The sequence below is a fragment of the Pedococcus sp. P2_A3 genome, assembly GCF_056405035.1.
The window spans coordinates 126,043-152,445 of record NZ_JBFUCW010000006.1 but is presented as its reverse complement, the minus strand read 5'-3'; the positions used below and the strand labels follow the sequence as shown (position 1 = coordinate 152,445).

The 26,403-nt window shown below is 71.1% G+C and carries 21 protein-coding genes; 12 read left to right on the top strand and 9 right to left on the bottom strand.

Features of this window, described 5'->3' with window-relative positions:
* The first annotated feature begins 50 nt into the window (after positions 1-50).
* The gene (locus AC1DX8_RS07000) at positions 51-2,063 is read left to right on the top strand and encodes a protein meaA (RefSeq protein WP_477629241.1); all 2,013 of its coding nucleotides are present in this window, start codon (positions 51-53) and stop codon (positions 2,061-2,063) included.
* A gap of 272 nt (positions 2,064-2,335) precedes the next feature.
* The gene (locus AC1DX8_RS06995) at positions 2,336-6,376 is read left to right on the top strand and encodes a S8 family serine peptidase (protein WP_477629240.1); all 4,041 of its coding nucleotides are present in this window, start codon (positions 2,336-2,338) and stop codon (positions 6,374-6,376) included.
* A 176-nt stretch (positions 6,377-6,552) separates the two neighbouring features.
* Here AC1DX8_RS06995 and AC1DX8_RS06990 read toward each other — a convergent pair whose 3' ends face one another.
* Complete coding sequence (locus AC1DX8_RS06990; protein ID WP_477629192.1) at positions 6,553-7,755, bottom strand: N-acetylglucosamine-6-phosphate deacetylase; 1,203 nt, start codon at positions 7,753-7,755, stop codon at positions 6,553-6,555.
* A gap of 85 nt (positions 7,756-7,840) precedes the next feature.
* Here AC1DX8_RS06990 and AC1DX8_RS06985 point away from each other — a divergent pair, with 85 nt between their 5' ends.
* Complete coding sequence (locus AC1DX8_RS06985; RefSeq protein WP_477629191.1) at positions 7,841-8,464, top strand: histidine phosphatase family protein; 624 nt, start codon at positions 7,841-7,843, stop codon at positions 8,462-8,464.
* Positions 8,465-8,482: 18 nt separating this feature from the next.
* Here the strand turns inward: AC1DX8_RS06985 and nucS are convergent, their stop codons facing one another.
* On the bottom strand, positions 8,483-9,178 hold the full coding sequence (gene nucS, locus AC1DX8_RS06980; RefSeq protein ID WP_477629190.1) for an endonuclease NucS: 696 nt from the start codon (positions 9,176-9,178) through the stop codon (positions 8,483-8,485).
* Between the two features lie 80 nt (positions 9,179-9,258).
* Between nucS and AC1DX8_RS06975 the strand changes: the two genes are divergently transcribed.
* From AC1DX8_RS06975 to AC1DX8_RS06965, 3 genes are all read left to right on the top strand, one after another.
* Positions 9,259-9,663 (top strand): hypothetical protein, encoded by a 405-nt coding sequence (locus AC1DX8_RS06975; RefSeq protein WP_477629189.1) that lies wholly within the window; start codon positions 9,259-9,261, stop codon positions 9,661-9,663.
* A gap of 92 nt (positions 9,664-9,755) precedes the next feature.
* Positions 9,756-11,534, top strand: a complete 1,779-nt coding sequence (locus tag AC1DX8_RS06970) for a 3-hydroxyacyl-CoA dehydrogenase family protein (RefSeq protein WP_477629188.1) — start codon at positions 9,756-9,758, stop codon at positions 11,532-11,534.
* A 33-nt stretch (positions 11,535-11,567) separates the two neighbouring features.
* Positions 11,568-11,867, top strand: a complete 300-nt coding sequence (locus tag AC1DX8_RS06965; protein ID WP_477629187.1) for a hypothetical protein — start codon at positions 11,568-11,570, stop codon at positions 11,865-11,867.
* A 28-nt stretch (positions 11,868-11,895) separates the two neighbouring features.
* On the opposite strand, the gene AC1DX8_RS06960 is transcribed toward AC1DX8_RS06965, so the two are convergent.
* The 5 genes from AC1DX8_RS06960 to AC1DX8_RS06940 all read right to left on the bottom strand — a co-directional run bounded on the left by AC1DX8_RS06960 (position 11,896) and on the right by AC1DX8_RS06940 (position 18,292).
* Positions 11,896-12,780: an SGNH/GDSL hydrolase family protein gene (locus tag AC1DX8_RS06960; protein ID WP_477629186.1), complete on the bottom strand. Its 885-nt coding sequence runs from the start codon at positions 12,778-12,780 to the stop codon at positions 11,896-11,898.
* Positions 12,781-12,895: 115 nt separating this feature from the next.
* On the bottom strand, positions 12,896-14,242 hold the full coding sequence (locus tag AC1DX8_RS06955; protein WP_477629185.1) for an AI-2E family transporter: 1,347 nt from the start codon (positions 14,240-14,242) through the stop codon (positions 12,896-12,898).
* A gap of 48 nt (positions 14,243-14,290) precedes the next feature.
* Positions 14,291-15,631: a crotonyl-CoA carboxylase/reductase gene (gene ccrA, locus AC1DX8_RS06950; protein WP_477629184.1), complete on the bottom strand. Its 1,341-nt coding sequence runs from the start codon at positions 15,629-15,631 to the stop codon at positions 14,291-14,293.
* A 179-nt stretch (positions 15,632-15,810) separates the two neighbouring features.
* Positions 15,811-16,251 carry a methylmalonyl-CoA epimerase gene (gene mce / locus AC1DX8_RS06945; protein WP_477629183.1) on the bottom strand — a complete coding sequence of 147 codons (441 nt, stop codon included), beginning with the start codon at positions 16,249-16,251 and terminating at the stop codon, positions 15,811-15,813.
* Positions 16,252-16,432: 181 nt separating this feature from the next.
* Positions 16,433-18,292, bottom strand: coding sequence for a vWA domain-containing protein (locus AC1DX8_RS06940; RefSeq protein ID WP_477629182.1), 1,860 nt, complete (start codon positions 18,290-18,292; stop codon positions 16,433-16,435).
* 237 nt (positions 18,293-18,529) lie between these two features.
* Here AC1DX8_RS06940 and gatC point away from each other — a divergent pair, with 237 nt between their 5' ends.
* The 3 genes from gatC to gatB all read left to right on the top strand — a co-directional run bounded on the left by gatC (position 18,530) and on the right by gatB (position 21,996).
* The gene (gene gatC / locus AC1DX8_RS06935; RefSeq protein WP_477629181.1) at positions 18,530-18,826 is read left to right on the top strand and encodes an Asp-tRNA(Asn)/Glu-tRNA(Gln) amidotransferase subunit GatC; all 297 of its coding nucleotides are present in this window, start codon (positions 18,530-18,532) and stop codon (positions 18,824-18,826) included.
* 114 nt (positions 18,827-18,940) lie between these two features.
* Positions 18,941-20,458 (top strand): Asp-tRNA(Asn)/Glu-tRNA(Gln) amidotransferase subunit GatA, encoded by a 1,518-nt coding sequence (gene gatA, locus AC1DX8_RS06930; protein WP_477629180.1) that lies wholly within the window; start codon positions 18,941-18,943, stop codon positions 20,456-20,458.
* A 5-nt stretch (positions 20,459-20,463) separates the two neighbouring features.
* On the top strand, positions 20,464-21,996 hold the full coding sequence (gene gatB / locus AC1DX8_RS06925; RefSeq protein WP_477629179.1) for an Asp-tRNA(Asn)/Glu-tRNA(Gln) amidotransferase subunit GatB: 1,533 nt from the start codon (positions 20,464-20,466) through the stop codon (positions 21,994-21,996).
* A gap of 24 nt (positions 21,997-22,020) precedes the next feature.
* Here the strand turns inward: gatB and AC1DX8_RS06920 are convergent, their stop codons facing one another.
* Both AC1DX8_RS06920 and AC1DX8_RS06915 read right to left on the bottom strand, forming a co-directional pair.
* Positions 22,021-22,593, bottom strand: coding sequence for a DUF937 domain-containing protein (locus AC1DX8_RS06920; RefSeq protein WP_477629178.1), 573 nt, complete (start codon positions 22,591-22,593; stop codon positions 22,021-22,023).
* A gap of 80 nt (positions 22,594-22,673) precedes the next feature.
* Entirely contained in the window at positions 22,674-23,852 is a 1,179-nt protein-coding gene (locus AC1DX8_RS06915; protein ID WP_477629177.1) for a PQQ-dependent sugar dehydrogenase, read from the bottom strand.
* A 62-nt stretch (positions 23,853-23,914) separates the two neighbouring features.
* On the opposite strand from AC1DX8_RS06915, the gene AC1DX8_RS06910 reads away from it, so the two are divergent.
* From AC1DX8_RS06910 to AC1DX8_RS06900, 3 genes are all read left to right on the top strand, one after another.
* The gene (locus AC1DX8_RS06910) at positions 23,915-24,841 is read left to right on the top strand and encodes a 2-hydroxyacid dehydrogenase (protein ID WP_477629176.1); all 927 of its coding nucleotides are present in this window, start codon (positions 23,915-23,917) and stop codon (positions 24,839-24,841) included.
* A gap of 164 nt (positions 24,842-25,005) precedes the next feature.
* Positions 25,006-26,115 (top strand): WD40/YVTN/BNR-like repeat-containing protein, encoded by a 1,110-nt coding sequence (locus AC1DX8_RS06905; RefSeq protein WP_477629175.1) that lies wholly within the window; start codon positions 25,006-25,008, stop codon positions 26,113-26,115.
* On the top strand, positions 26,112-26,396 hold the full coding sequence (locus tag AC1DX8_RS06900; RefSeq protein ID WP_477629174.1) for a MoaD/ThiS family protein: 285 nt from the start codon (positions 26,112-26,114) through the stop codon (positions 26,394-26,396). The genes AC1DX8_RS06905 and AC1DX8_RS06900 overlap by 4 nt, the downstream gene beginning before the upstream one ends.
* The last annotated feature ends 7 nt before the right edge of the window (positions 26,397-26,403 follow it).

Sequence of the window (26,403 nt, the reverse complement as noted above, 5' to 3'; positions counted from 1 at the left end):
TCACGGTCGCCGCCGCCCCCGCGCGCCCGGAGCGTGACCGCCCGTGGGTGATGCGCACGTATGCCGGCCACTCCAGTGCCGCGGCCAGCAACGAGCTCTACCGCCGCAACCTGGCCAAGGGCCAGACCGGGCTGTCGGTGGCCTTCGACCTGCCGACCCAGACCGGCTACGACCCGGACCACCCCCTGGCGCGCGGCGAGGTCGGCAAGGTGGGCGTCCCGATCTCGCACCTCGGCGACATGCGCGCGCTGTTCGACCAGATCCCGCTCGACCAGATGAACACCTCGATGACCATCAACGCGACGGCGATGTGGCTGCTGGCGTTGTACCAGGTCGTCGCCGAGGAGCAGGCCACCGCGACCGGCGCGGACCCCGCGGAGGCCGTCCGAGCGCTGGCCGGGACCACCCAGAACGACATCATCAAGGAGTACCTGTCGCGGGGGACCTACGTCTTCGCGCCCGGCCCGTCACTGCGGCTGATCACCGACATGGTCGCCTACACCGTGTCGGACATCCCGAAGTGGAACCCGATCAACATCTGCAGCTACCACCTGCAGGAGGCGGGGGCCAGCCCCGTCCAGGAGCTCGCCTACTCGATCTGCACGGCGATCGCGGTGCTCGACGCCGTCCGCGACTCGGGCCAGGTGCCGCCCGAACGCTTCGGTGAGGTGGTCGCCCGGATCTCCTTCTTCGTCAACGCCGGGGTGCGGTTCATCGAGGAGATGTGCAAGATGCGCGCCTTCGTCCAGCTGTGGGACGACCTGACGCGCGAACGCTACGGCGTGACCGACGCCAAGCAACGACGCTTCCGGTATGGCGTGCAGGTCAACTCCCTCGGGCTGACCGAGGCCCAGCCGGAGAACAACGTGCAGCGCATCGTGCTCGAGATGCTTGGCGTGACGCTCTCGAAGGACGCCCGGGCCCGCGCGGTGCAGCTGCCGGCCTGGAACGAGGCGCTCGGTCTGCCTCGACCGTGGGACCAGCAGTGGTCGCTGCGGATGCAGCAGGTGCTCGCCTTCGAGTCCGACCTCCTCGAGTACGACGACCTCTTCACCGGGTCCAAGGTCGTGGAGGCCAAGGTGGCTGAGCTCGTCGCGGGGGCCCAGGCCGAGATCGCGCGCGTCCAGGAGCTCGGTGGTGCCGTGCCGGCTGTGGAGAGCGGCTACATGAAGTCGGCGCTGGTCGCGTCGCACTCGTTGCGTCGCCAGCGGATCGAGACCGGCGAGGACGTCGTCGTGGGCGTGAACCGCTTCCAGACCACCGAGCCCAACCCGCTGACGGCCGACCTCGACGCGGCCATCCAGACGGTCGACCACGATGTCGAGGCGAAGGCCGCAGCCGCCGTTCGCGAGTGGCGCGAGCGTCGTGACGCCGACCCCGAGCGTCGCGACCGCGCGGCAGCAGCGCTGGCGGCCCTCACCGCGGACGCACGCAGCGGCACCAACCTCATGGCGGCCTCTCTCGAGGCGGCCAGGGCAGGACTCACGACGGGGGAGTGGGCCCAGGCGTTGCGCGAGGAGTTCGGGGAGTTCAGGGCGCCGACGGGCGTCTCGGGGTCGGTCGGTGTCTCGAGCGGGGGCAGCGACGAGCTCAAGGCGGTCCGTGCAGAGGTCCGGCGCACCGGCGAGGAGCTCGGGGAGCGGCTGCGGGTGCTGGTGGCCAAGCCTGGGCTGGACGGCCACAGCAACGGTGCCGAGCAGGTCGCGGTCAGGGCGCGTGACGCTGGCTTCGAGGTCGTCTACCAGGGGATCCGGCTGACGCCTGAGCAGATCGTGGCCGCGGCGGTGGCCGAGGACGTCCACCTGGTCGGTATCTCGATCCTCTCCGGCTCCCACATGGAGCTCGTGCCCGAGATCCTCGAGGGGCTGCGCGACGCGGGGGCGGGCGACGTCCCCGTCATCGTCGGCGGGATCATCCCGGACGCCGACGCCCGCGCCCTGCGCGAGCGGGGGGTGGCTGCGGTCTTCACCCCCAAGGACTTCGGGCTCAACGACATCATGGGTCGGTTCGTCGAGATCATCAGGGCCTCGCGAGGGCTCGACGGGGCCTCGACAGGATCCTGACCAGCCACGGAAGGCCCAGGAGGGGCTCGGGGGAGGTCCGAAGAGGTCGCGGTGAGGGCCTGCCGAAGGGCGGAGGGGCGATTCGGGGGCAAAGAGCGGAAACCAAGGCAAAATTCTTGTTCTGGTCTCCCCGAATCCGTGTCCATCGCGGGGCCTGATGGCTTACCTTCGGCGACGGCGTGGTGAACCGGCGGGGGAGTGTGTCCTCCGCGGGCCGCGGGTGATCCCCGAGGCCAAACGGCTTGCGGCCACGCGAAGGAGACCTCGTGTCGATGGAACCTCGGGGAAGGCGTCGTCGCGGCTACACAGCCGTCGTCGGCGTCAGCGCCCTGTCGATGGTGGCGGCAGCTGCAATCAGTGCAACTCCCGCCGTCGCGAGCACCACGCCGACTCCGGCCAAGCACCGTGGCCCGGCGCTGAACCTCCCCGACGGTCTGACGGGGGGTGGCTCCTTCAAGCTCGGCACCCAGCGTTCGCAGGCCGAGAAGGTCGACCGCTCGCTTGCAGGCGCCAAGGGCGCGGTTGACGTGATGATCGAGCTCGACGCGGCGCCCGCGTCGGCCGCCTTCAGCCAGGCCCGCACCCGCGGTGGCACTGCGGCCACCCTCGCGGCCCGCAACCAGACGGCCACGATTCGCCGCGCCCAGTCAGTGGTCGAGGCGCGCTTCGGCGCCTCCGCGACCAAGGCGCACACCCTCTACCGGGCGCACGCCTTGTACTCCGGTATCGCGGTGCGGACGGACGCCAGCAAGCTCCAGGCGCTCGCTGCCCTCCCGGGGGTCAAGGCCGTCCACCGCATCACGCCCAAGTCCCCGTCCAACTCGTCGTCCGTGCCCCTCATCGGCGCCCCCGAGGTGTGGAAGGCCAAGGCCGAGACCGGCCAGGGCGTGCGGGTCGGCGTCATCGACACCGGCATCGACTACACCCACGCCGACTTCGGCGGTCCCGGCACCGTCGCGGCCTTCAACGCCGCCAAGGCCTCCAACACGTTCACGCCGACCGCCAAGGTGGTCGGCGGTTACGACTTCGCCGGTGACGCGTACAACCCCGGTGAAGGCGTGACCACCCCGGTCCCCGACCCGAACCCGCTCGACTGCGAGGGGCACGGCTCCCACGTCAGCGGCACGGTCGCGGGTCTCGGCGTCACCAAGGCGGGTGACACCTACACCGGCGGCTACGACGTCGACATCGACCCCGCCACGCTCGCGGTCGGCCCCGGTGTCGCACCCGGCGCCTCGCTCTACGCCCTGAAGGTCTTCGGCTGCGACGGCGACACCAGCGTCGTCGGCGAGGCCCTCGACTGGGCTGCCGACCCCAATGGCGACGGTGACCTGTCCGACCGCCTCGACGTGGTCAACATGTCGCTCGGCTCCAGCTATGGCTCCCCGGACGACCCGGACGCGGTCGCGTCCAACAACCTCGCCGCCCTCGGCACCGTCGTGGTTGCCTCGATCGGCAACAGTGGCGACGTCTACGAGGTCGGCGGTTCGCCGGGCAACGCCACCCGCGTGCTCGCGGTGGCAGCGTCCGACGACCGCGACTCCGTGGTCGACGGGCTCAAGGTCGACAGCCCCGCCGGCATCGAGCCGGCCAACACGGTCGACGGCACCCAGGACAACGTCTTCGGCGCGCTGAAGTCGGTCGCGTACGACTGGGCCAACGAGCCCGGTCTGACCAACACCGACGTCGTGACGATCGGCGACTGGAGCACGACGACCGTCGGCAGCCTCACGGATGACACGGACTTCGCTGGGCGGAACAACACCGACGGTTGTGCGGTGTTCTCCCCGACGGAGGCAGCCGCGGTCGCGGGCAAGGTCCTCATGACCAAGTGGTTCGACGGCACGGGTCGTCGCTGTGGCTCGGCTGCTCGCGCCAAGAACGCGCGGCTCGCGGGTGCGGTCGGTGTCATCTACGGCAGCGACGTGAACTCGTTCTCGGCCGGGGTCACCGGTGACGCGATCATCCCCGCGATGCTGACCGTCAACCAGGCCACTGTCGCCATCAAGGCCCAGCTCGACGCGAGCAACCCGGTCAAGGTGACGATGACGAACGAGCTGCGCAACAGCGTGACCATCAGCAACCAGGGCGCGGTCGACCAGGTCGCAGGCTTCTCCTCGCGGGGCGTCGGCATCGCCGGCAACGTCAAGCCCGACGTCGCAGCCCCGGGCGTCACCACGTTCTCCGTCGCCGTCGGCACGGGCAACGAGGGCATCGCCGAGAGCGGCACCTCGATGGCCTCCCCGCACGTGGCCGGCGAAGCCGCCCTCGTGCGTGGCGCCCACTCCACCTGGACCTCCGAGGAGGTCAAGGCCGCCATCATGAACACGGCGACTCAGGACGTCTTCGTGGGTGAGAACCACACCGGCGACGTCTACGGCCCGGAGCGGGTCGGCTCTGGTCGCGTCAAGGCCGATGCGGCCGTCGGCACGACCACGCTGGCCTACGTGAAGGACACCCCCGGTGCCGTCAGCGTCTCGTTCGGACCGGTGGCCGTCACGGCGCCGACCACGACCCTGACCAAGACGGTGAAGGTCGTCAACAAGCGCCCGACCGGGTCGTCGGCCTACACGATCGACTACGCCGCGGCGCACCCCAGCCCGGGTGTGACGTACTCGTTCAGCCCCAACCAGGTCAACCTCCCGGCTGGTGGCTCGGTGGACGTCACGGTCACGGCGACCATCCAGCGCGACCAGCTCCAGGCCGTGCACGACCCGACCACGCCGAGCGACCCGCTGGGCGTGGGCGCCCAGATGAGCTACCGCGCTGACGCCAGTGGCCGCATGGTCCTGACGCCCGTCGGCACCACCCCGGGCGCGGCGCTCCGCGTCCCGGTGTGGTCCGCTCCCCGCCCGGCCTCGGCCATGGCGGCCGCCAAGACCGCCACGGTCACGGGTGCCGGCGCGATCAAGACCGGCACGCTGGCCCTCTCGGGGACCGGTGTCTCGCAGGGCAGTGGCAGCACCGGCTACGAGTCGTCGGTGTCCACGTTCCAGCTGCAGGGCGTCAGCACGAAGATCCCGAGCTGCTCGGCCACCCTGGTGGTCAGCTGCATCGCCTTCGCCGATGACCGGTCGGCCGACCTGCGTTACGTCGGTTCGGCCTCGACCGTGCCGCTGCAGGTCTCGCGGCCGGCCGATCCGACCCAGGACGGCAGGTACGTGAGCATCGGAGTGAGCAGCTACGGCCCGTGGCGCACACCGGCGTCATACACCGAGTTCGACGTGCTCCTCGACACGGATGCGGCGAACCCGGGGCCGGACGCGGTGGTCTACAACACCCGCTTGGTCACGACCGACGACTACGACTACTTCGTCGCGGAGCTGGTCGACCTCCGACCGGGTCCGGACCAGTACTCGGTCCTCGACGACCAGCTGATCAACGGCTACGACGGCAGCTTCGACACCAACCTGTTCAACAGCGACTCCCTGACCCTGCCGGTCTGGGTCCGGTCGCTGGAGGACGCCGGTCTCGTCTCGGGTGCCACCCCGAAGATCAAGTACTGGGTCGAGTCCTACACCGCCGAGGCCGGTCGGGTCGACGCGGTGGGCTCGCAGGCCGCTCCGATGACGCTCAGCGTGGCTTCGCCGGCGCTGTCCGCCTTCGGCGACTACGGCACCATGCTCAACACCGACCTGCCCGGTGCGAGCCTCGACCTCCGGCGCGACGACGCGGCCTACGCCTCGGACAAGCCGGTGGGCCTGATGCTCATCCACCACCTGAACACCGACGGTGTGCGGGCGCAGTACGTGGCGGTCAAGGCGCCGACGACGACGCGGCTCACCTCGAGCACGACGGCGTACACCTACGGCGGGAAGCCGGTCTTCACCGCCACGGTGTCTCCGGCGGTCGCGACGGGCACGGTCTCGTTCAGGGACGGCACCAAGGTCGTCGCCACCGTGCCGGTCAGCGCCGGCAAGGCGGTGTGGACGGCCGTGGGCCAGACCCGTGGGGTCCACTCGATGACGGCGATCTACAACGGTGACGCCGCGCACATCGCGAGCGGATCGGCCGCGGTCAACGTGACGGTCAACGGGCTGGCTGCCAAGGCGGCGCTCAGCGTCAACGACCGTGACTTCTCGTACGGTTACCGGCCGACGCTGACCGCAGCGGTCGCCCCCACGAGTGCCACCGGCTACTTCGTGTTCAGGGACGGCAGCCGGGTCATCGGGACCGTGACCATCGTCAAGGGCAAGGCGGTCCTCCGGGCGCCGCTGCTGGCCCGCGGCACGCACAAGCTGTCGGCGACCTACAGCGGCTCGGGGATCTACAACCCCGTCATGGCGCCGGTCGTCTCGGTGGTCGTCCGCTGAGTCCGCTCCACCCCGTGTGACCTCTGGGCCCCTGCCATCCGGCAGGGGCCCAGAGTCGTCTCCACCCCGCGCGGCAGGGACCCAGAGTCGCCTCCACGCCGCACTTCGGGCCAGCAGTGGTCCACCACCGTCCATCTGCGCCATCTGAGTGGGTCACCGGTGGCCAGAAGTCGGGCTCAGAGCCAGCTGCCGCGGCGCAGCACCCGGTGGGGGGTCAGGTGGGAGTCGACGACCACGACATCGGCCTGCTGACCAGCGGCCAGGGCGCCCACCCGAGGCAGGGCCAGGGCGCGGGCCGGGGTGGCGGACGCGGCTCGCACGGCGTCGCCCAGGGGGACGGCGAGGTCGAGGACCAGCCAGCGCACCTGGTCGAGCAGCGTGCTGAGGCCACCGGCGAGGCTGCCCGTGGCGGTCAGCCGCGCCGCGCCACCGCTCACCGTCACGTCGAGGCGCCCGAGCGAGTACCCGCCGTCCGGCAGTCCGCTCGCCGACATCGCGTCGCTGACGAGGGCGAGGTGCTCGGGCCCGACGGTGTCGAACAGCATCCGGACCGTGCCCCCGTCGAGGTGCACGCCGTCGGCGATCACCTCGACGACCGCCGCGGCCCGCCCCGCCGACGCGATCGCTGCACCGACCGGTCCGGGCGAGCGCGACAGCAGCGGGGGCATGCCGTTGAACAGGTGGGTGACGAGGGGCAGGCCGCCACGGATGCCGAGGCCCGCCACCGCGTCGAGCGCGCGCGTCGCCGTCGCGTAGTCGGCGTCGGTGTGGCCCAGCGCCCCGACCGCGCCGACCGCCGCGAGCGCAGCGGGCACGGTCTCGCCCCCGGGACGCTCCGGTGCCCAGGTCAGGTGGGCCAGCGCACCGTCACCAGCCGCCTCCGCGACGGCTTCGACCAGCGCCAGGTCGGCATCGACCAGCGCGGCCGGGTCCTGGGCGCCGCACCGCGCGGTGGACAGGAAGGGCCCTTCGAGGTGTATGCCGGCCAGCTCGCCACTGCGCACGAGGTCGCCGAGCGTGCGCGCTCCGTCGAGCAGGGACTCCGCCGGGGCGGAGGTGAGGGAGCCCACGACGGTCGTGGAGCCGTGCTGGTGGTGGTGTCGGGCGGCGCGGTGCGACCCGGCCGGATCGGGCCCGAACTCACCCCCGTTGCCGCCGTGGCAGTGGATGTCGACGAGCCCGGGCAGGAGCGTCAGACCGGCCTCCCACCCGTCAGGCTCCGCCACGTCGGACCAGCCTGCGGGCAGCGAGCCGCGCTCTCCGGCATACGCGATGGTGTCGTCGAGGACCGCCACGGCGCCGTCGGCGACGACCCGGTCCGCCAGGACGACCGCGCCGGTGAGCAGCATCGGGGAGGTGCGCGGGTTGGGGGGCGTCACCTGACGATGATGGACCGTGCCGGCGCTCGGGGTCGAACCGTGCGCCGCCCCGCGCTGAACCGGTGGCGCGGCATACGCTCGGGGGATGAGTGACCTGCAGTGTGCCGCCACCCTCCTGGTCGCCCGCCACGGTGATGCGGAGTACGGGCACCCGTCGGTGTTGTCGGACGAGGGCGGGTGGCTGTCGGCGAAGGGCATCGAGCAGACCACCGCGCTGGCCCAGTCCCTCGCCGGGCGCAGGGTGGCGGCGGTCCGCACCAGCACACTGGCCCGCGCGGTCCAGTCGGGAGCGGTCGCGGCAGAGGTCCTGGGCGTGGACTCGCACGCCGTCGAGGGGCTGGAGGAGTTCTCGGTGGGCGCCCTTGCCGGGCGGCCCCACGACGACCCCGAGCTGCAGGCGGTGTTCAGGTCCTGGGTGCACGGAGACCTGCGGAGACAGGTCCCCGGGGGAGTGACGGGGGAGCAGGTGCTCAGCCGGTACCGCGAGGCGCTGTCGTCGATCGCCGACCAGTTCCGTGGCGAGACCGTCCTGGTCTTCTCGCACGGTGGCGTCATGTCGTTCGTGCTGCCGCGCCTCTCGGGCGCCGTGCGAGACGACCTGGCGGCCGCCACGTACCTGCCGAACTGTGCCGTGGCGGAGGTGGCGGTCGACGGTGATGGTTTCGACCTGCGGACCTGGCCCGGCTCGACCGACCGAGCGGTGGTCTGACCGGACCGGCCGCAGTGCCTAGAACAGGCGGTGCTCGCTGTTGTCGATGCCCTTGAGGGCGTCGTAGTCCAGCGTCACGCAGCGGATGCCGCGATCGGTCGCCAGCGTGCGGGCCTGCGGCTTGATCTCCTGGGCCGCGAAGACCCCGGACACCGGTGACAGGTGCGGGTCGCGGTTCATCAGCTCGAGGTAGCGGGTCAGCTGCTCGACGCCGTCGATGTCGCCGCGCCGCTTGATCTCCACGGCGACCGAGGCCCCGGAGGCGTCCCGGCACAGGATGTCGACCGGGCCGATGGCGGTCATGTACTCGCGGCGCACAAGGCTCCAGCCGTCGCCGAGGGTGTGGATGTGCTCGGCGAGGAGCTTCTGGAGGTGGGCCTCGACGCCGTCCTTGACGAGACCGGGGTCGACCCCGAGCTCGTGCGCCGAGTCGTGCAGCACCTCGTGGATGAGCACGCGAAGCCGGTCCTCCGACTTGGCGTGCTGCACGAGCCAGACCGCCGTGACGCCATCCGCGACCTCGTGCTCCTCCGGTGACACCTCGGCCATCGCGCAGGGAGGGGACATCCAGTTGAGTGGCTTGTACGACCCACCGTCACTGTGCACGAGCACCGACCCGTCGGCCTTCACGAGGAGCAACCTCGTCGCCAGGGGCAGGTGGGCCGTCAGCCGACCCTCGTAGTCCACCGAACACTTCGCTATGACCAGCCGCACGAGGGGTCACTCTACGGGCCGCGAACCGTTGCGTCGTGCGGGGTCGGTGGCGCACACTCGGAGCACAGAGGTGAGCTGGTATGCCGAACGTCCTGGGCAACGTCGCCGGTCTCGTCCTCGTGATGGGCACCCTCGTGAGCGGGGTGCGTTGGCTCACCACGGGCCGGCCACCCCGTTTCGTGCAACCGGCCGTCACGAGGCTGGAGGCACGGCGCGATCTGCGGCGCCCCGTGCCGGAACCCATCCCGCCGATCCTGCTCGCCATGGAGCTGAGCCGGCTGGCTGCCCACATCCGCCGCGTCGAGGCGGGCGACCAGCCCCGCAAGGCCGAGCGGCTGATGGCGGCGCGGCTGGCCTACGACCACGCGCTGCGTGACTACTGCCGGGCCGTCGACATCCCCGTGCCCCTCGCGATCCGGGGCCTGTCCCGCGAGCAGCGTTTCCACATGGAGTCAGCCCTGATCGGCGCCGGTCACGACTGGTGAGGCCCGGGTGTGTGCGACCCGGATCGCCGGGGTGGTGACCGTCACGCCGCCCGGGGGTCCACGCGGCATACCTGCTCTGCCAGACTCGCCGCATGGCTCGTGAGTTCAGCAAGGTCGGAGTGATCGGTCTCGGCACCATGGGTGCCGGCATCGTCGAGGTGTTCGCCCGCAACGGCATCGACGTCGTCGCCGTCGAGGTCGACGAGGCGGCGGTCGAGAAGGGCCGCGGGGTGCTGGAGCACTCCACCGGTCGTGCCGTCAGCCGGGGCAAGCTGAGCGAGGAGGACCAGGCGGCCCTCCACTCGCGGGTGCACTTCACCTCGAGCCTCGACGAGCTCGCCGAGTGCCAGCTCGTCGTGGAGGCGGTCCCGGAGCACCTCGACCTCAAGAAGGACGTCTTCGGCAAGCTCGACGCCATCGTGGGTCCTGACGCCATCCTCGCGACCAACACGTCGTCGCTGTCGGTCACCGAGATCGCCGTGGCCACCGGCAACCCCAAGCGCGTCGTCGGCATGCACTTCTTCAATCCCGCGCCGGTCCTGCAGTTCGTCGAGGTGATCCGCACCGTCGTCACCGAGGACGAGGTCTTCGAGGACGTCAAGGCGCTGGCCCAGCGGCTCGGCAAGCAGCCCGTCATCGTGGGTGACAAGGCCGGGTTCATCGCCAACGCCCTGCTGTTCGGCTACCTCAACCACGCCGTCTCGATGTTCGAGTCGCGCTACGCCAGCCGCGAGGACATCGACGCGGCGATGAAGCTCGGGTGCGGCTACCCGATGGGTCCGCTGGCCCTGATGGACCTCATCGGCCTCGACACCGCCTACGAGATCCTCGACACGATGTACAAGCAGGGGCGCGACCGCCTGCACGCTCCCAGCCCGGTCATCAAGCAGATGGTCAGCGCGGGGCTCAAGGGTCGCAAGAGCGGGCGCGGGTTCTACACGTACGCCGAGCCGGGCAGCAGCCAGGTCGTCGACGACGCCCTGACCCCTCGTCCCGCAGGCGCGTCGGACGCCGCCCTGCGCGAGGTCCGTACCGTCGGCGTCGTGGGCTCCGGCACCATGGCCACCGGCATCATCGAGGTCTTCGCCAAGGCCGGCTACGACGTCACCTACGTGACCCGCAGCCAGGCCAAGGTCGACGCCGTCACCGCCGCGATCACCAAGTCGCTCGAGAAGGCGGTGCAGCGGGGCAAGCTCGAGGAGTCGGCCCGCGCCGACGCACTGTCCCACCTCACGGGCACCACCTCGCTCGACGCGCTGGCCGGCGTCGACCTCGTGGTCGAGGCGGTCGTGGAGGACCTCGCCGTGAAGAAGGCGCTGTTCGAGAACCTCGACGAGATCTGCAAGCCCGGCGCGATCCTCGCCACCACCACCTCGTCGCTGCCGGTGGTCGACTGCGCGGCCGCCACCACGCGCCCGCAGGACGTCATCGGGATGCACTTCTTCAACCCGGCCCAGGTCATGAAGCTCGTCGAGGTGGTCTACACGGTCTCGACCGCCCCCGACGTCGTCGCCACGGTGCAGGACATCTGCGCCAAGGTCGGCAAGCACGCCGTGACGTGTGGCGACCGCTCGGGCTTCATCGTCAACGCCCTGCTGTTCCCGTACCTCAACGACGCCGTGAAGATGCTCAGCGCCAACTACGCCACGGCCGACGACATCGACACGGCCATGAAGACCGGCTGTGGTCTGCCCATGGGTCCGTTCGAGCTGCTCGACGTGGTCGGCAACGACGTGTCGCTCGCGATCCAGCGCGAGCTCTACCTCGAGTTCCGCGAGCCCGGCTTCGCACCGGCACCCCTGCTCGAGCACATGGTCACCGCCGGCTACCTCGGTCGCAAGACGGGCCGCGGCTTCCGCACCTACGCCTGACGGGGGTCGCGGGGCCTCTGGGACACTGGAGCCATGYCCCGCGCCAACCGGCGTCGCCGTGACGACGCCCCGCTGAACCTCGACCGTGCGGTCGGGGGCACCGCTCGTCGCGAGATGTATGCCGGCGGCGAGTGGTTCGTCCGCCGCGTCACCGGCAGCGGGGCGAGCCGCGCGTACCTCTGTCCCGGCTGCCAGCAGAACATCGCGGTCGGGACGCCCCACGTGGTGGCCTGGCCGGCCGAGGGCATGGGCGGCCTGGACGACCGACGGCACTGGCACACCCCCTGCTGGGAGGCGCGGGACCGGCGCCACACCCGCGGCGCCACCCGCTGAACCTTCCCGGTCGGCTGGGCGCCATCCGTCAGAGCTGCACGGGTGCGAACCCGGTCCTCATGATCGCGTCTGCGGTGAAGGTCTGGTCGTAGCCGCGGTCGTGGCCGCTCCACATGAACCAGTTCGCAGGCAGGGCCGTGGTGCCGTCTGCACCGTTGATCCCGTGGTAGATGTCGATGCAGACCGCCCGGTGCGCCACCGCAGTGGCACAGATCCCGTCGTTCAGGGCGTCGGAGAACACCTTGGCGCCCTTGCGGCCCTTGGCGACCCACTCAGCAGGTCGGTCGGGAAGGTAGTCCTTGCTGGCGATGAGCTCGTTGTAGAAGTTCGTCACCCTGATGGCCGTGGGCTTCGTGCCTCGGATGCTGTGGATGGCGTCGATGATCCGTCCGAGCGCCGCAAGCGATGGCGCCACCTTCTGGTCGATGCACGACTTCGCAGCCCAGTCGCCCGAGCAGACCGGGTCGTCGTCCCGCTGCCAAGGCGCGTCGTTGGCGCCCAGCGTGATGGTGACGATGTCGGCCGCGGCGATCGCCGGCTTGGGGGCGGGCGCCTTGGGATCCTGCGTCGCGGCACCCCACGAGTCGTGGGTGATCTCGTCCAGCAGCGGTGGAGCGGTCAGTCCATTCTGCTGGGTGGCGTCGATCAGCGCGATCTCCTTGCCCGTCGATGCAGCCAGTGCGGCGCGGATCAGGTGTGGGTACGAATGGGTGCAGTCGACGCAGTCGTGGTCCCAGACCGTCGAGTCGCCCATCGCGAGGATCGTGAGCGCGGCGGGTGGTGGGCTGGTGGTCCTGGTTGTGGTGGAGGTGGTGGAGGTGCGAGGCGCGGGGGTGTCGGCGGCGGCGCATCCCCCGAGCAGCGCCACGCCGACGAGCAGGCTCGTGGCGGCAACCAATCGTGTGGTCCGCATGGTCGCAGACTAGAAACGGGTGGGCCCCCTGTCATCGGGGGAACCACGTAGCGGTCGTGTGTGTGAGCACGCGCCATGCCGCGTGCCCACTCACACACGACTCGAGGGGGCGGGCTCAGTGGCGGCGCTGGCGGGGGAGCAGGACCTCTTCGTAGAGGAGGAGCAGGCCGGCGGCGACGGGGATGGCCAGCAGCGCGCCGAGCACACCGAGGAGGGTGCCGCCGGCGAGGGCCGCGACGACGGTGACCGCACCGGGCACGGAGACCGTGCGCTGCATGATCCGGGGAGCGACGACGTAGTTCTCGAGCTGCTGGTAGACGACGTAGTAGATGAGGGCGATGACCGCCTTCTTCGGCTCGTCGAAGACGGCCACGAGGCAGACCACGGATGCACCGGCCGTGGCACCCACCATGGGGATCAGGCCCAGGAAGCCGACGGCCACGGCCAGCACGGCGGCATACGGGATGCCGACGATCATCATCATGATCCACGAGCAGATGGCGTTGATGGTCGCCACGGCGACCTGGCCGATCGCGTAGGAGCCGGTGCGGCGCATGATCTCCTCCGACAGGGAGATCACGCGGGGCCGGCGCGAGGCGGGCACGATGGCGTAGGCGCCCTGCTTGACCCTGGGGAAGGACGCGAGCAGGAACAGCGTCAGCACCAGCACCGTGAAGGCCTGGAAGATCCCGCCGATGACGGCCGCACCCACGCCGAGCACGCCACCGAAGACCTGGCTGAGGAAGTTGCCGTCGGTGAGGCGCTTGTTGAACTCGGCCTGGATCTTGTCGACCACGCCGTAGTGCCGGTCGAGGTCCCTGATGAAGTTGCTCTTGAGGATGTGGTCGAGGTAGTCGGGCGCCTTCTGGGCCAGGTCGGTGCCCTGCGAGACCACCGGCGGCACGACCACCAGCCCGAGCAGGGTGAACACCGCCACCACCCCCGCGAAGACGAGGGCGACCGCACCGCCACGACCCAGCCCGCGGCGAGTGAGGAACTCGACGAGGGGGTTGAGCGTGAGGACGAGGAAGAACGCCACGACCACGAGGGTGAGGACCGTGGTCAGGCGACCCAGCGTGTGCCAGAGCAGCACGGCGGTGAGCACGCCGATCGCCCCCACGAAGCCCATGTAGAAGGGCGACTGGCGGTTGAGGGGGCGCCCGGCTCGTCCGTAGCGCCGACCGTCGTCCTCGTCCGACTGGGAGTCGCCCTGCTCGCGGTCGTGCAGCCGGGTGCCGAGGTCGGGCTGGTCCGGGGGAGCCGAGCCGTCGGCGTGCGCGTCGCCGTCGCGCTCGTCGTGCTCACCGGACACCCCCGACACCGACCGTCGGGGCGGCAGCATGTCGGTGAGCAGGTCGCCCAGCTCCCGTGACTGCTCCGGGTCGGCGTGGGGGTGGTTGCTGGCGCTCAACGCATCGCGCTGGGCGCGCCGGAACTCTTTCCACCGGTCGAGCACTGACATGCGACGACCCTATGGCACCGGGGCGCACGCCGGACGCAACGGTGCAGGTCAGGCGTTGCGGAAGCGGTTGATCTTCGGCAGGAGCGACTCGCGCTTCTCGGGATCGGTGACGCCGAGGCCGGCTTCGGGCGCGAGTGTGAGGACGCCGACCTTGCCCTGGTGGGCGTTGCGGTGGACGTCGAGGGCGGCCTGGCCCACCTCGTCCATGGCGTAGGTCTTCGAGAGAGTCGGCTGGATGAGTCCGCGGTCGATCAGCTCGTTGGCCTCCCACGCCTCGCGGTAGTTGGCGAAGTGGCTCGAGATGATCCGCTTGAGGTTCATCCACAGGTAGCGGTTGTCGTACTCGTGCATGTAGCCCGAGGTCGACGCGCAGGTGACGATCGTGCCGCCCTTGCGCGCCACGTAGACGCTCGCCCCGAAGGTCTCGCGGCCCGGGTGCTCGAAGACGATGTCGACGTCGTGCCCACCGGTCAGCTCGCGGATCTTCTTCCCGAGCCGCTGCCACTCGCGGGGGTCCTGCTGGGTGTTCTCGTCGTTCCAGAAGCGGTAACCCTCGGCGCTGCGGTCGATGATCAGCTCGGCACCCATCTCGCGACAGATCTGCGCCTTCTCGGGCGACGACACGACGCAGATGGGGGTGGCGCCACCGGCGAGGGCCATCTGCGTGGCATAGGACCCGAGGCCGCCTGAGGCGCCCCAGATCAGCACGCGGTCGCCGAGCTTCATGGCGGCGCCGTTCTTCGAGATCAGCTGCCGGTAGGCCGTGGAGTTCACGAGGCCGGGGGAGGCCGCCTCCTCCCAGGACAGGTGGGCGGGCTTGGGCATCAGCTGGTTCGACTTCACGATGGCGAGCTCGGCGAGACCCCCGAAGTTGGTCTCAAAACCCCAGATGCGCTGCTGCGGGTCGAGCATCGTGTCGTTGTGGCCGTCGGCGTCCTCGAGCTCGACCGACAGGCAGTGCGCCACGACCTCCTGGCCGGGCGACCACTTGGTCACCCCGGGCCCCGTGCGCAGCACGACGCCAGCCAGGTCGGAGCCGACCACGTGGTACGGCAGGTCGTGCCGCTTGGCGAACTCCGATGTCCTGCCGTACCGCTCCAGGAAGCCGAACGTCGAGACCGGCTCGAAGATCGAGGTCCACACGGTGTTGTAGTTGATGGCACTGGCCATGACGGCGACCAGGGCCTCGCCCGGGGCGAGCTCGGGCACGGGCACGTCGTCGACGTGCAGGGACTTGCGTGGGTCCTTGTCCTTGCTGGCCAGGCCCTCGAACATCCCGACCTCGTCCTTGTGCACCGTCACGGCGCGATAGGTCTCGGGGATGGACAGCCCGGCATACGTCTCACGGGTGCGGTCCCCGGAGAGGATGGCGTCGCGGATTTCCTGCATCGGTGTGGCTCCTCGGCGTCGTCGGCACGTGCAGCCGAAACTACTGCTGGGTAACGCGATCCGGCGGCCGGTGAGACTCCGGTCACGCGGTGACCTACCTCACCTGCCGTCCACCTCACTTCGGGCGGCGGAGGAGGTATGCCGCGGAGCCCGGTCGCGGTGCCGGCCGCGGGCGGCGGTCAGTGCGTCTCGTGCGCGGGCTGGACGAGCTCGACGAGGATGCCGCCCGCGTCCTTGGGGTGGATGAAGTTGACCCGGGAGTTGGACGTGCCTCGACGTGGCTCGTCGTAGAGGAGGCGCAGCCCGCGGTCGCGGAGCACCTGGCTCACGGCCTCGACGTCCTCGACCCGGTAGGCCACCTGTTGGACGCCCGGCCCCGAGCGGTCGAGGAACTTCGCGATCGTGGACTCGGGCGAGAGCGGGGCGAGCAGCTGGATGTGCGACCCGCTGCCTCCGACGGCCATCATCGCCTCGCGGACGCCCTGCTCCTCGTTGACCTCCTCGTGCGCGAGGGCCATGCCATACGTGTCGCGGTAGAACGCGATGGCCTCGTCGAGGTCGCGCACCGCGACTCCCACGTGGTCGATGGCGGTGAACAGTTCGATCGGCAGACGGCTCATGACCACCACCGTAGGCACCCGGCCGTCCGGCATACAGGGGGAAGGCTTGTGGTGCTGCCCACGCAGGGGTGACCCGGCGGGCCAGGATCGGCGACGGCCCGCCGGGTCACGGTGGTGGTGATGGGGCAGACCGGTCCCCCTCGGGTGCCTCACCGGCCGCCGAGGYGGCCTGGTCAGCGCGTCACGGGGCCATCAGCGGCTCGATGGTGCGCGTGGTGATCGCCGGCCCACCGGGCCTGCCACCCAGCTCGCGCGCCGTGTGGATGGCGCTGACCGACAGCGGGCGGTCCGACACGATGTCGAGCACGCCCAGGACGAGCCCGGAGCCCTTGCCGACGGCCTCCTCGAGGGCGCAGCAGTCGTCCATCGTGGCGTGGCCGGCCTCGAGCTCGATCTTCGCGAACGGCCTCGCTGGCACCTGCTCGGGCTCCCGCCCGATGGTCTTGCCGTGCAGCACCAAGGGAGCGAAGCGCTTCTCGATCACGGCCGGGCAGGTCGACGGGTTGTAGATGGTGACGGCGGTGGCGTAGTGGCCGGCGACCACGGCGCAGGCAAGACCAGTGTCGTCGTCCCCGTGACCGTCGCCGTGGTCGTCGCCATGACCCTCGCCATGACCCTCACCGTGACCCTCGCCATGACCCTCGCCATGGCTCCCGTGGTCGTCGCCCGAGGACGGGCGGCTCGGCGGCTGCTCACCACAGACCACCTCGACGCTGTAGTGGTAGCGGCACCGGGGCACGGTGACGCGCACCCGCTTGGCAGCGACCGCGACCCCGTCGGCCACCACGTCGATCGTGCCGGTGAACACCTGGTCCTTGTCGCGGCACGGACGGGAGCCGACCCAGACGACCTCGAAGGTCAGCACGTGCTCCTCGTTCCCGGCCAGTGGCCCGTAGCCGCCGGAGGGGGTGATCGACTCGATGAAGGGCGCGATGGAGGCACTCGGCTCGAGGTGGACGTTGCCGGTCGACGCGACTGCGGCGGCGATCAGCACGCTGAGGGTCGCCACGATGGTCGTCGGGTCCACCCCGGTCGTGTGGCTGCCGCCGGTCGCGGCCGCGATGCGGGTCGCCTGGCCGGGGGTGCCCGACCCCGGACAGGTGGCGTAGTTGCCGGCATCGGCGTTCGGGTCGTCGTCGAGCGCGTTCGCCGGCCCGGTGGTGGTGCTGACGGCGACCACGGTGATGTCGGCCCCCGTCAGGTCGGCGGTGACCGAGGCCTCCGTGATGGCACTCGCCAACCCGGTGAGGTCGGTGCAGATCGGGTCGTGACCCGGCGCGTCACCGAACCAGACGACGATCCGCTTGCTGTCCGGCCGCCACCCGATGCCGGCGTTGGTCGCGAGCTCGTGGAGGGCGAAGAACTGCCCCTCGGAGGTGTCCCCGCCCTCGTTGGCGAACCACGCGCCGATGGCGAGGTCGGCCTGGGTGTGGTCGGTGGTCGGCGAGAGCTGGTGCTGGAACGCGTACGAGTTGATGCCGGGCACCGGGAAGTCGCGGTAGTTGCCGACCCCCCACGCCACGTCGAACGCCGCCAGGGCAGGGTCGCCGAGGATGGCGGCGGCGCCGGCCTTCACGGCGTCGAGGATCGGCGACATGCTGCCGGTGCTGTCGGCCAGGAGGTAGACGTCAGCCTTGGCCGCGACGCCGGTGGGCGGCACGGTGACGGTGATGGTCTCCGAGGTGCGCTCGCACTGCGACAACCGCCAGTCGTTGGTCGTGGGGTCGATCGTCACGGGCTCGCGCGGCGGTCGCTCGTGGCCGGGACCGACCGCGGTGAAGTCAGGGACGAACGGGTTGCGCCCGAGGTCCGCGACCAGGCGGTCGAGCGGGCGCAGCTCGCCCGCGTCGTCCAGGGTCACGGCGGTGACCTCATTCGGTCGCCCCTCGACCGCTGCGTGGAAGGCGCGGACGCTGCCGCCCGTGGGCAGTCGCGCCGCGCCGGCGTCGGTGATGGTGATGGCGTCGCTGCCGAGCGACGCGACGAGGTGGGCTCGCACCTCGTCGGGCACGGCCGGGCCGTGCGTGGTGTCTTCAGGCATGGTGGGGTCCTCCCCTTGAACGTGGCGGGCCGATCCCCCAGTCCGTCTGGTCCATCCACGGGAAAGGAGTGCTGGGTGACCCGCCTGATACATCGGTATGCCGCGTCCACGGCCCTTCGCGTCTGTTTGCCTCGCTTTCGTGCGCCGTCCGCGGCGCCCGGTCCGGTCCGGGTCGGGTCCGGTCCCGGCGGCGCCCGGGGACGGCTCGCCGCACGGAGGGCCCCTAGACTGGCGCCCATGTCCGCACTGTCCCGGGACGACGTCGCGCACCTCGCCGGCCTCGCCCGCATCGACCTGTCCGATGCCGAGCTCGACCGCATGGTCGGCGAGCTGGGCGTCATCCTCGAGTCCGTCGCCAAGGTGCAGGAGGTGGCCGCCGACGACATCGAGCCGATGTCGCACCCGCTGCCCCTGACCAACGTCACGCGTCCCGACGAGGTGCGTCCCTCCCTCGGGGCGGAGGCTGCGCTGGCGGCCGCGCCCGAGCAGGAGCAGCAGCGCTTCTCGGTGCCCCGCATCCTCGACGAGGACTGAGCGGCCGCGCCCACCGCTCGTCCCACGCCGCGACAGACCCCGCGACAGACCCCGCGACAGACCCTGCGACAGACCCTGCGACAGACCCTGCGACAGACCTAAGGACCACCACTCGTGACCACCGACATCACTCGCTTCAGCGCCGCCGAGCTGGCCCATTCGCTCGGCTCGGGGGAGCTCAGCTCCGTCGAGGTCGTCCAGGCCCACCTCGACCGCATCGCGGCGGTCGACGCCGACGTGCACGCCTTCCTGCACGTGGACGGCGAGGGAGCGCTGGCCGCCGCCCGGGCCGTCGACGAGCGGCGCGCGGCGGGGGAGGACCTCCACGTCCTCGCCGGCGTCCCGATCGCCGTCAAGGACGTCATGGCCACCAAGGGCCTCCCCACGACCTGCGGCTCCAAGATCCTCGAGGGCTGGATCCCGCCCTACGACGCCACGCTGGTCTCGCGGCTCAAGGCAGCGGGCATGCCGATCCTCGGCAAGACCAACATGGACGAGTTCGCCATGGGCTCCTCCACCGAGCACTCCGCCTACGGGCCCACCCACAACCCCTGGGACCTCACCCGGATCCCCGGCGGCTCGGGAGGTGGCTCCTCGGCTGTCGTCGCGGCATACGAGGCCCCGCTGGCCATCGGCACCGACACGGGCGGCTCGATCCGCCAGCCGGCCTCGGTGACGGGCACCGTCGGCGTCAAGCCGACGTACGGCGGGGTGTCCCGCTACGGCCTCGTGGCGCTCGCCTCCAGCCTCGACCAAGCGGGCCCCTGTACGCGGACCGTGCTCGACGCCGCCCTGCTCCACTCGGTCATCGGTGGCTACGACCCGATGGACTCCACCTCGATCAACGCCCCGGCGCCCCCCGTCGTCGAGGCCGCCCGGCGCGCCGACGTCAAGGGGCTCAAGGTCGGTGTCATCAAGGAGCTCGGGGGAGAGGGGTACCAAGCGGGGGTGCGGGCCCGCTTCGACGAGTCGGTGGCCCTGCTCCAGGAGGCCGGTGCCGAGGTGGTCGAGGTGTCCTGCCCGAGTTTCGACTACGCACTCGCCGCCTACTACCTCATCCTGCCGAGCGAGGCGTCCTCCAACCTCGCCAAGTTCGACGCGATGCGCTACGGCCTGCGGGTGCTGCCAGAGGGCGTCGACGACCCGAGCGCCGAGCAGGTGATGGCCGCCACCCGTGACGCCGGCTTCGGCGACGAGGTGAAACGCCGCATCATCCTCGGCACCTACGCCTTGTCCAGCGGCTACTACGACGCCTACTACGGCCAGGCCCAGAAGGTGCGCCGGCTCATCGCCGACGACTTCTCCGCCGCCTTCGGCCAGGTCGACGTGCTCGTGAGCCCGACGGCGCCCACCACCGCGTTCAAGCTGGGTGACAAGCTCGACGACCCGATGTCGATGTACCTGCAGGACGTCGCCACCATCCCCGCCAACCTCGCCGGCGTGCCAGGCATGTCGCTGCCCAGCGGTCTCGCCGACGAGGACGGGCTGCCCACCGGCATCCAGATCCTCGCCCCGGCCACCCAGGACGAGCGCCTGTACGGCGTGGGTGCCGCGCTGGAGAAGATGCTCATCGACCGATGGGGTGGGCCGCTGCTGGCCAAGGCCCCCCAGCTGACCGCGAAGGGAGCGTGACCGCGATGAGCGGCACTGCCGTCGCCGAGGAGATCGTCGACTACGACGAGGCCCTCGAGCGCTACGACCCGGTGATGGGGCTCGAGGTGCACGTCGAGCTCAACACCGCCACGAAGATGTTCTGCGGCTGCGCCACCGGGTTCGGGGCCGAGCCCAACACCCAGGTCTGCCCGGTCTGCCTCGGCCTGCCGGGCGCGCTGCCGGTCGTGAACGAGAAGGCTGTCGAGTCGGCCATCCGCATCGGCCTGGCGCTCAACTGCGAGATCGCGCAGTGGTGCCGGTTCGCGCGGAAGAACTACTTCTACCCGGACATGCCGAAGAACTTCCAGACCAGCCAGTACGACGAGCCGATCGCGTTCGAGGGCCACCTCGACGTCGAGCTGGAGGACGGCACGACCTACCGGGTCGAGATCGAGCGCGCCCACATGGAGGAGGACACCGGCAAGTCTCTCCACCTCGGTGGCGCGACCGGCCGCATCCACGGCGCCGACCACTCCCTGGTCGACTACAACCGCGCGGGGATCCCGCTCATCGAGATCGTGACGAAGCCGCTGACCGGCGCAGGCGAGCGGGCCCCTGAGGTGGCCAAGGCGTATGTCGGCGCCCTGCGCGAGCTGCTCCGTGCCCTCGGGGTGTCGGACGTGAAGATGGAGCAGGGGTCGCTGCGCTGCGACGCCAACGTCTCGCTGCGGCCCCGGGCGACCGGCGACCAGTCACAGGACGACGTGCCCCTGGGCACCCGCACCGAGACCAAGAACGTCAACTCGCTGCGCAGCGTCGAGCGGGCGGTCCGCTACGAGATCACCCGGCACGCAGCGATCCTCGACAAGGGCGGCAAGATCACCCAGGAGACGCGTCACTGGCACGAGGACACGGGAGTCACGACCAGCGGTCGTGAGAAGTCGGACGCCGAGGACTACCGCTACTTCCCGGAGCCCGACCTGGTGCCGGTCGCCCCGACTCGCGAGACCGTGGAGGCGCTGCGCGGCACCCTGCCGGAGCCTCCCGGGGAGCGGCGACGCCGGCTCCAGAACGACTGGGGCTACAGCGATCTCGAGATGCGCGACGTCATGAACGCGGGGGCGGTCGCCCTCATCGAGGAGACGGTGGCTGCCGGCGCGACCCCTGCCGGCGCGCGCAAGTGGTGGACCGGCGAGCTGGCTCGACGGGCGAACGCCGAGGGCAAGGGCGTCGAGGAGTTCGGCGTCACGCCGGCCCACATCGCCGAGCTCGACCGCGTCGTCCGCGACGGCCGGCTCAACGACTCGATGGCCCGTCAGGTGCTCGACGGCGTCATCGCCGGTGAGGGCGCGCCCGCCGAGGTCGCGGACGCCCGCGGCCTCGAGCTGGTCCAGGACGACGGGGCCCTCGAGGCTGCGGTCGACAAGGTGATCGAGGCCAACGCCGACGTGGCCCAGAAGGTGCGGGACGGCAAGGTGCAGGCCGCCGGTGCGCTCATCGGCCAGGTGATGAAGGAGATGAAGGGTCAGGCCGACGCGGGCAAGGCCCGCGAGATGATCCTCGCCAAGCTCACCTAAGCCGCGTCAGCGGCCTCAGCGGCGTCAGCGGCGGCCGCCGCCCAGGAGGCCGCCGAGCACGTCGCTGATGATGGCGCCGGTGTCGACACCGCCGGACTGCGTGCCCTTCGTGGCCCCGCCGAGCACCTGGCCCAGGATGTCCCCGATCCCGCCGCCGGTCGCGCTCCCCGAGGGCGACCGGCTCGCGTCAGCGGCGCCGCCGAGGACCTTCTTCGCCAGCCAGGACAGCACGATCGGCGCCAGGATCGGGATCAGCTTGGCGATGATCCCCTTGCCCGCTGCCCCGCCGACACCGCCCAGCTGGCTCACCACCTGTTCACGGTTGTCGCCGAAGATGTGCTGGGCGATCTTGTCGCCCTCGGCCGGGTCCACCTTGCTGAGGTCGACGCCACTGTCCACGAGGGCTGGGTCGTGCTGGCCGAGCGCCTCGGCCAACGAGGCGGCCCCGGCAGGGTCGGCTGCGTTGGCGTCGAGCCCGCCGAGCAGGGCCGGCAGCGCGGTCCTGGCAGCCTGCTCGACCTCGGCGGGGTCGGCCCCGACCTGCTGGGCGAGCTGCTGGAGGTCGACCTGCGACAGGATCTCGTCGACTGCTGACATGGGTGCCCCCTTCTGACGTGGTCGGCCGCCATGGCCGCGCCTGCCGTCAACGTACCGCGCGGTCGCCGCCCGGGCGGGACTCACAGGTCGTCGAACGAGAGCGCGACGACGCGGTCGTCATCGGGCCCGGGGCTGCCTCGGAAGGTGTTACTCGTCAGCACCCAGAGGCGCCCGTCGGGGGCAGCCACGGCATCGCGCAACCGACCGTACACGCCGTGGAGCAGTCGTTCTGGTGTGCCGATGCCGTTGCTGGTCAACGGGATCCGCCACAGCGACTCACCCCGGAGGGCACTCATCCAGATCGACCCGTCGGCCACCGCGATCCCGCTGGGCGAGGCGTCCGAGGTCGCCCACTGGGCCAGCGGGTCGGTGAACCCCGAACGCCCCGCCCTGCCCTCGACGACCGGCCAGCCGTAGTTGCGGCCGGGCTCGATGAGGTTGAGCTCGTCCCACCGGTTCTGGCCGAACTCGCTGGCGAACATCCGGCCGTCGGGTGCCCAGGCGATGCCCTGCACGTTGCGGTGGCCGTAACTCCACACCGGGGAGCTGCCGAACGGGTTGCCCGGGGCGGCCTTACCGTCCTTGGTGATCCTGAGGATCTTGCCGCCCAAGGACTTCGTGTCCTGTGACCGGTCCGGCTTCCCGGCATCGCCGGTGGTGACGTAGAGGTACCCGTCGGGTCCGAAGGCCAGTCGCCCTCCGTTGTGGTTTCCCGCCCTCGGTATGCCGCGCAGCACCACCGTCGGCTTCGTCGCCGTGCCATGCGCGAAGGTCAACCGCACGACGCGGTTGTCCTCGGCCGCCGTGAAGTAGACGAAGATGCTGCGGTCGCTGGCGAAGTCCGGCGAGACGGCCACACCGAGCAGGCCACCCTCACCGTCCGGGTTCACACCGCTGATGCGGCCGAGCACCGTCGGCGCTCGTCCGGCCCGCACCTGGAGCAGCCGTCCCTCGTCGCGCAGCGTGACCAGCCCCGAACCGTCGGGGAGAAACGCCAGTCCCCAGGGGACATCGAGGCCCGTGGCGATCGTGGCGGTGGAGGGAGTGCTCGTCGTGCTCGTGCTCGTGCTCAGGGTCGGCGTCGGGCCCGTGGACGACGTGCTGGTGCCCGGGGCTGCGCTGACGACCGGCGCGGAGACCGTGCCAGCCGCGCCCGGGTCGTCGCCGGAACACCCGCCGGCGAGCAGCACACCGACGACCGCGCAGGCGACAGCGGCCCCTGCGGGCGTGTGCCGGGGACGAATCGGTGCACGCGGCATACCCCATTGTGCGTGATGGGCACCTCGCGAACCCGGGGCGCGACGGCGCTAGCGTGCTGGACATGACCTTGGTGACCCTTCCCGGACAGGAGTGGGTCGACGCCGTCGGCCCGATCTCCGGCGTCGAGCTCGCGGTGTGGGACCTCGATGGTGTGCCCGACCGCGCCGACGAGGTCAGGGTGGTGGTGCCGCCCTACATCGGTGGTGGTGAGCGCCTCGCATCCCTGTCACGGCTCCCGCGCCTCGAGCTGGTCCAGCTGCTCACGGCGGGCTACGACACCGTGCTCGAGGCGCTGCCCGACGGAGTCCGCCTGGCCAACGCCACCGGGGTGCATGACGCCTCCACCGCGGAGCTCGCCGTCGCCCTGACCTTGGCGAGCCTGCGGGACTTCCCCGACTTCGTTGCGGCCCAACGCGATCGGGTCTGGCTGCCGTCGGTCTTCCATGAGTCGCTGGCCGACAAGCGGGTGCTGGTGCTCGGGTACGGGTCGATCGGGCGCGCCGTCGCGGCTCGGCTCACGCCGTTCGAGGTGCAGGTGACCGCGGTCGCGAGCAAGGCCCGCGCCGGTGACGAGCTGGTGCGGTCGGTGCACGGGGTCGACGAGCTGCCGACGCTCCTGCCGCACCACGACGTCGTCGTCGTCATCGTGCCGCTGGGTGCGCAGACGGCCGGTCTCGTCGACGACGACTTCCTCTCGGCCATGCCCGACGGGTCGCTGCTGGTCAACGTCGCCCGAGGCGGGGTGGTCGACACCGACGCCCTCGTGCGCCATGCCACCACGGGCCGGATTCGAGCCGCCCTCGACGTCACCGACCCCGAGCCACTGCCGGCCGACCACCCCTTGTGGGGGCTGCCGGGAGTCCTCATCACGCCCCACGTGGGCGGCGCGTCGACGGCGTTCATGCCGCGGGCGGCACGCCTGTTGCAGGAACAGCTCGGCGCGTATGCCGCCGGGAGACCCCTGCGCAACCTCGTCGCGCGCGACTGACCCCCGCGGGCCAGCAGGGCCAGCAGGGCAGGCCGGGCAGGCCGGGCAGGCCGGGCACGCCGGGCAGGCCGGGCACGACCTGGTCGCCCGGGGGGCTTGCGCCCGACGGTCAGGACCCCATCGGGACGGGTGCCACCGTCAGTGGTCAGTGCCATGCTGGGGCCATGGGAGAGACGACTGGTGCCATGGCCGGTGAGACGATCGTCGGGATCGGGACGCGCAAGGGTCTCTGGCTGGCCCGCAGCGACGACCGGCGGGAGTGGACGGTCGAGGGGCCGCACTTCCTCATGAGCGAGGTGCTCTCCCTCCTGTTCGACACGCGTCGCGCGCAGCCCCGCCTGCTGGTGGGCTTCCGGTCGTCCCACTGGGGTCCGTCGCTCCAGCACTCCGACGACTTCGGCGCCACCTGGGTCGAGCACCCGGAGGGCTCGATCCGCTTCCCCGAGGACACCGACACGGCGCTCAAGGCCACCTGGCAGCTCGTCGCCGACCCCCACGACCCCGACGTGGTCTGGGCCGGCACGGAGCCCCAGGGCCTGTGGCGCAGTGCCGACGGTGGCGAGACGTTCGAGCTCAACCGGGGCCTGTGGGAGCACCCGCACCGCCCGGAGTGGGGTGAGGGGTTCGGCGGCGGCGCGATCCACACGGTGCTGCCGAGCCCGGCCGACCCCGACCACATGCTCGTCGCGATGAGCACCGGGGGCGTCTACAACAGCCGGGACGGCGGACGGTCGTGGGCCCCCGGCAACACGGGCATCCACGCCTACTTCCAGCCCCACGACGAGTGGCCCGAGTTCGGTCAGTGCGTGCACAAGGTGGTCCGCGACAGTGCGACCCCCACCCGCCTCTACGCGCAGAACCACCGGGGCGTCTACCGTTCCGACGACGACGGGGTCACCTGGACCTCGATCGAGGCTGGGCTGCCGACGAACTTCGGGATGACTGCCCTGGCCCACCCCACCCAGGGCGACACCGTCTGGTTGGTGCCCATCGCGTCGGACGGCGAGCGCATCCCGCCGTCGGCCGTGTTGCAGGTGCAGCGCAGTGACGACGCCGGCGCGACCTGGCGCACCCAGCACGAGGGCCTGCCCTCGCCCTCCTACACCAACGTGCTGCGCGATGCCGCCGGTCTCGACTCCCATGAGGAGCCCGGGCTCTACCTCGGCACCCGCAACGGTGAGGTCTACGCGTCGGTCGACGGCGGAGAGTCGTTCGACCGGATCGTCGAGCAGCTGCCCGACGTCCTCTGCGTCAGGGCGGTCACGCTCCCATGACCGCACGCGTCGTGCTGCCCGGCCTCCTGCGCGACCTGGCCGAGGGTGCAGCCGAGCTCCCCGTGGAGCTGTCGTCCGACGTCCCCTTGGCCGAGGTGCTCGACCGCGCCTTCGAGCCGTGGCCCATCCTCGCCTCCCGGGTGCGCGACGAGCGCGGCCAGATCCGTCGCCACGTCAACGTGTTCGTCGACGGGGAGGACGCCAAGCGTGCCGAGGGCGTGCAGACACCCGTGTCGCCGACCTCCACGGTGCACGTGATCAACGCCGTCTCCGGCGGCTGACGACGGG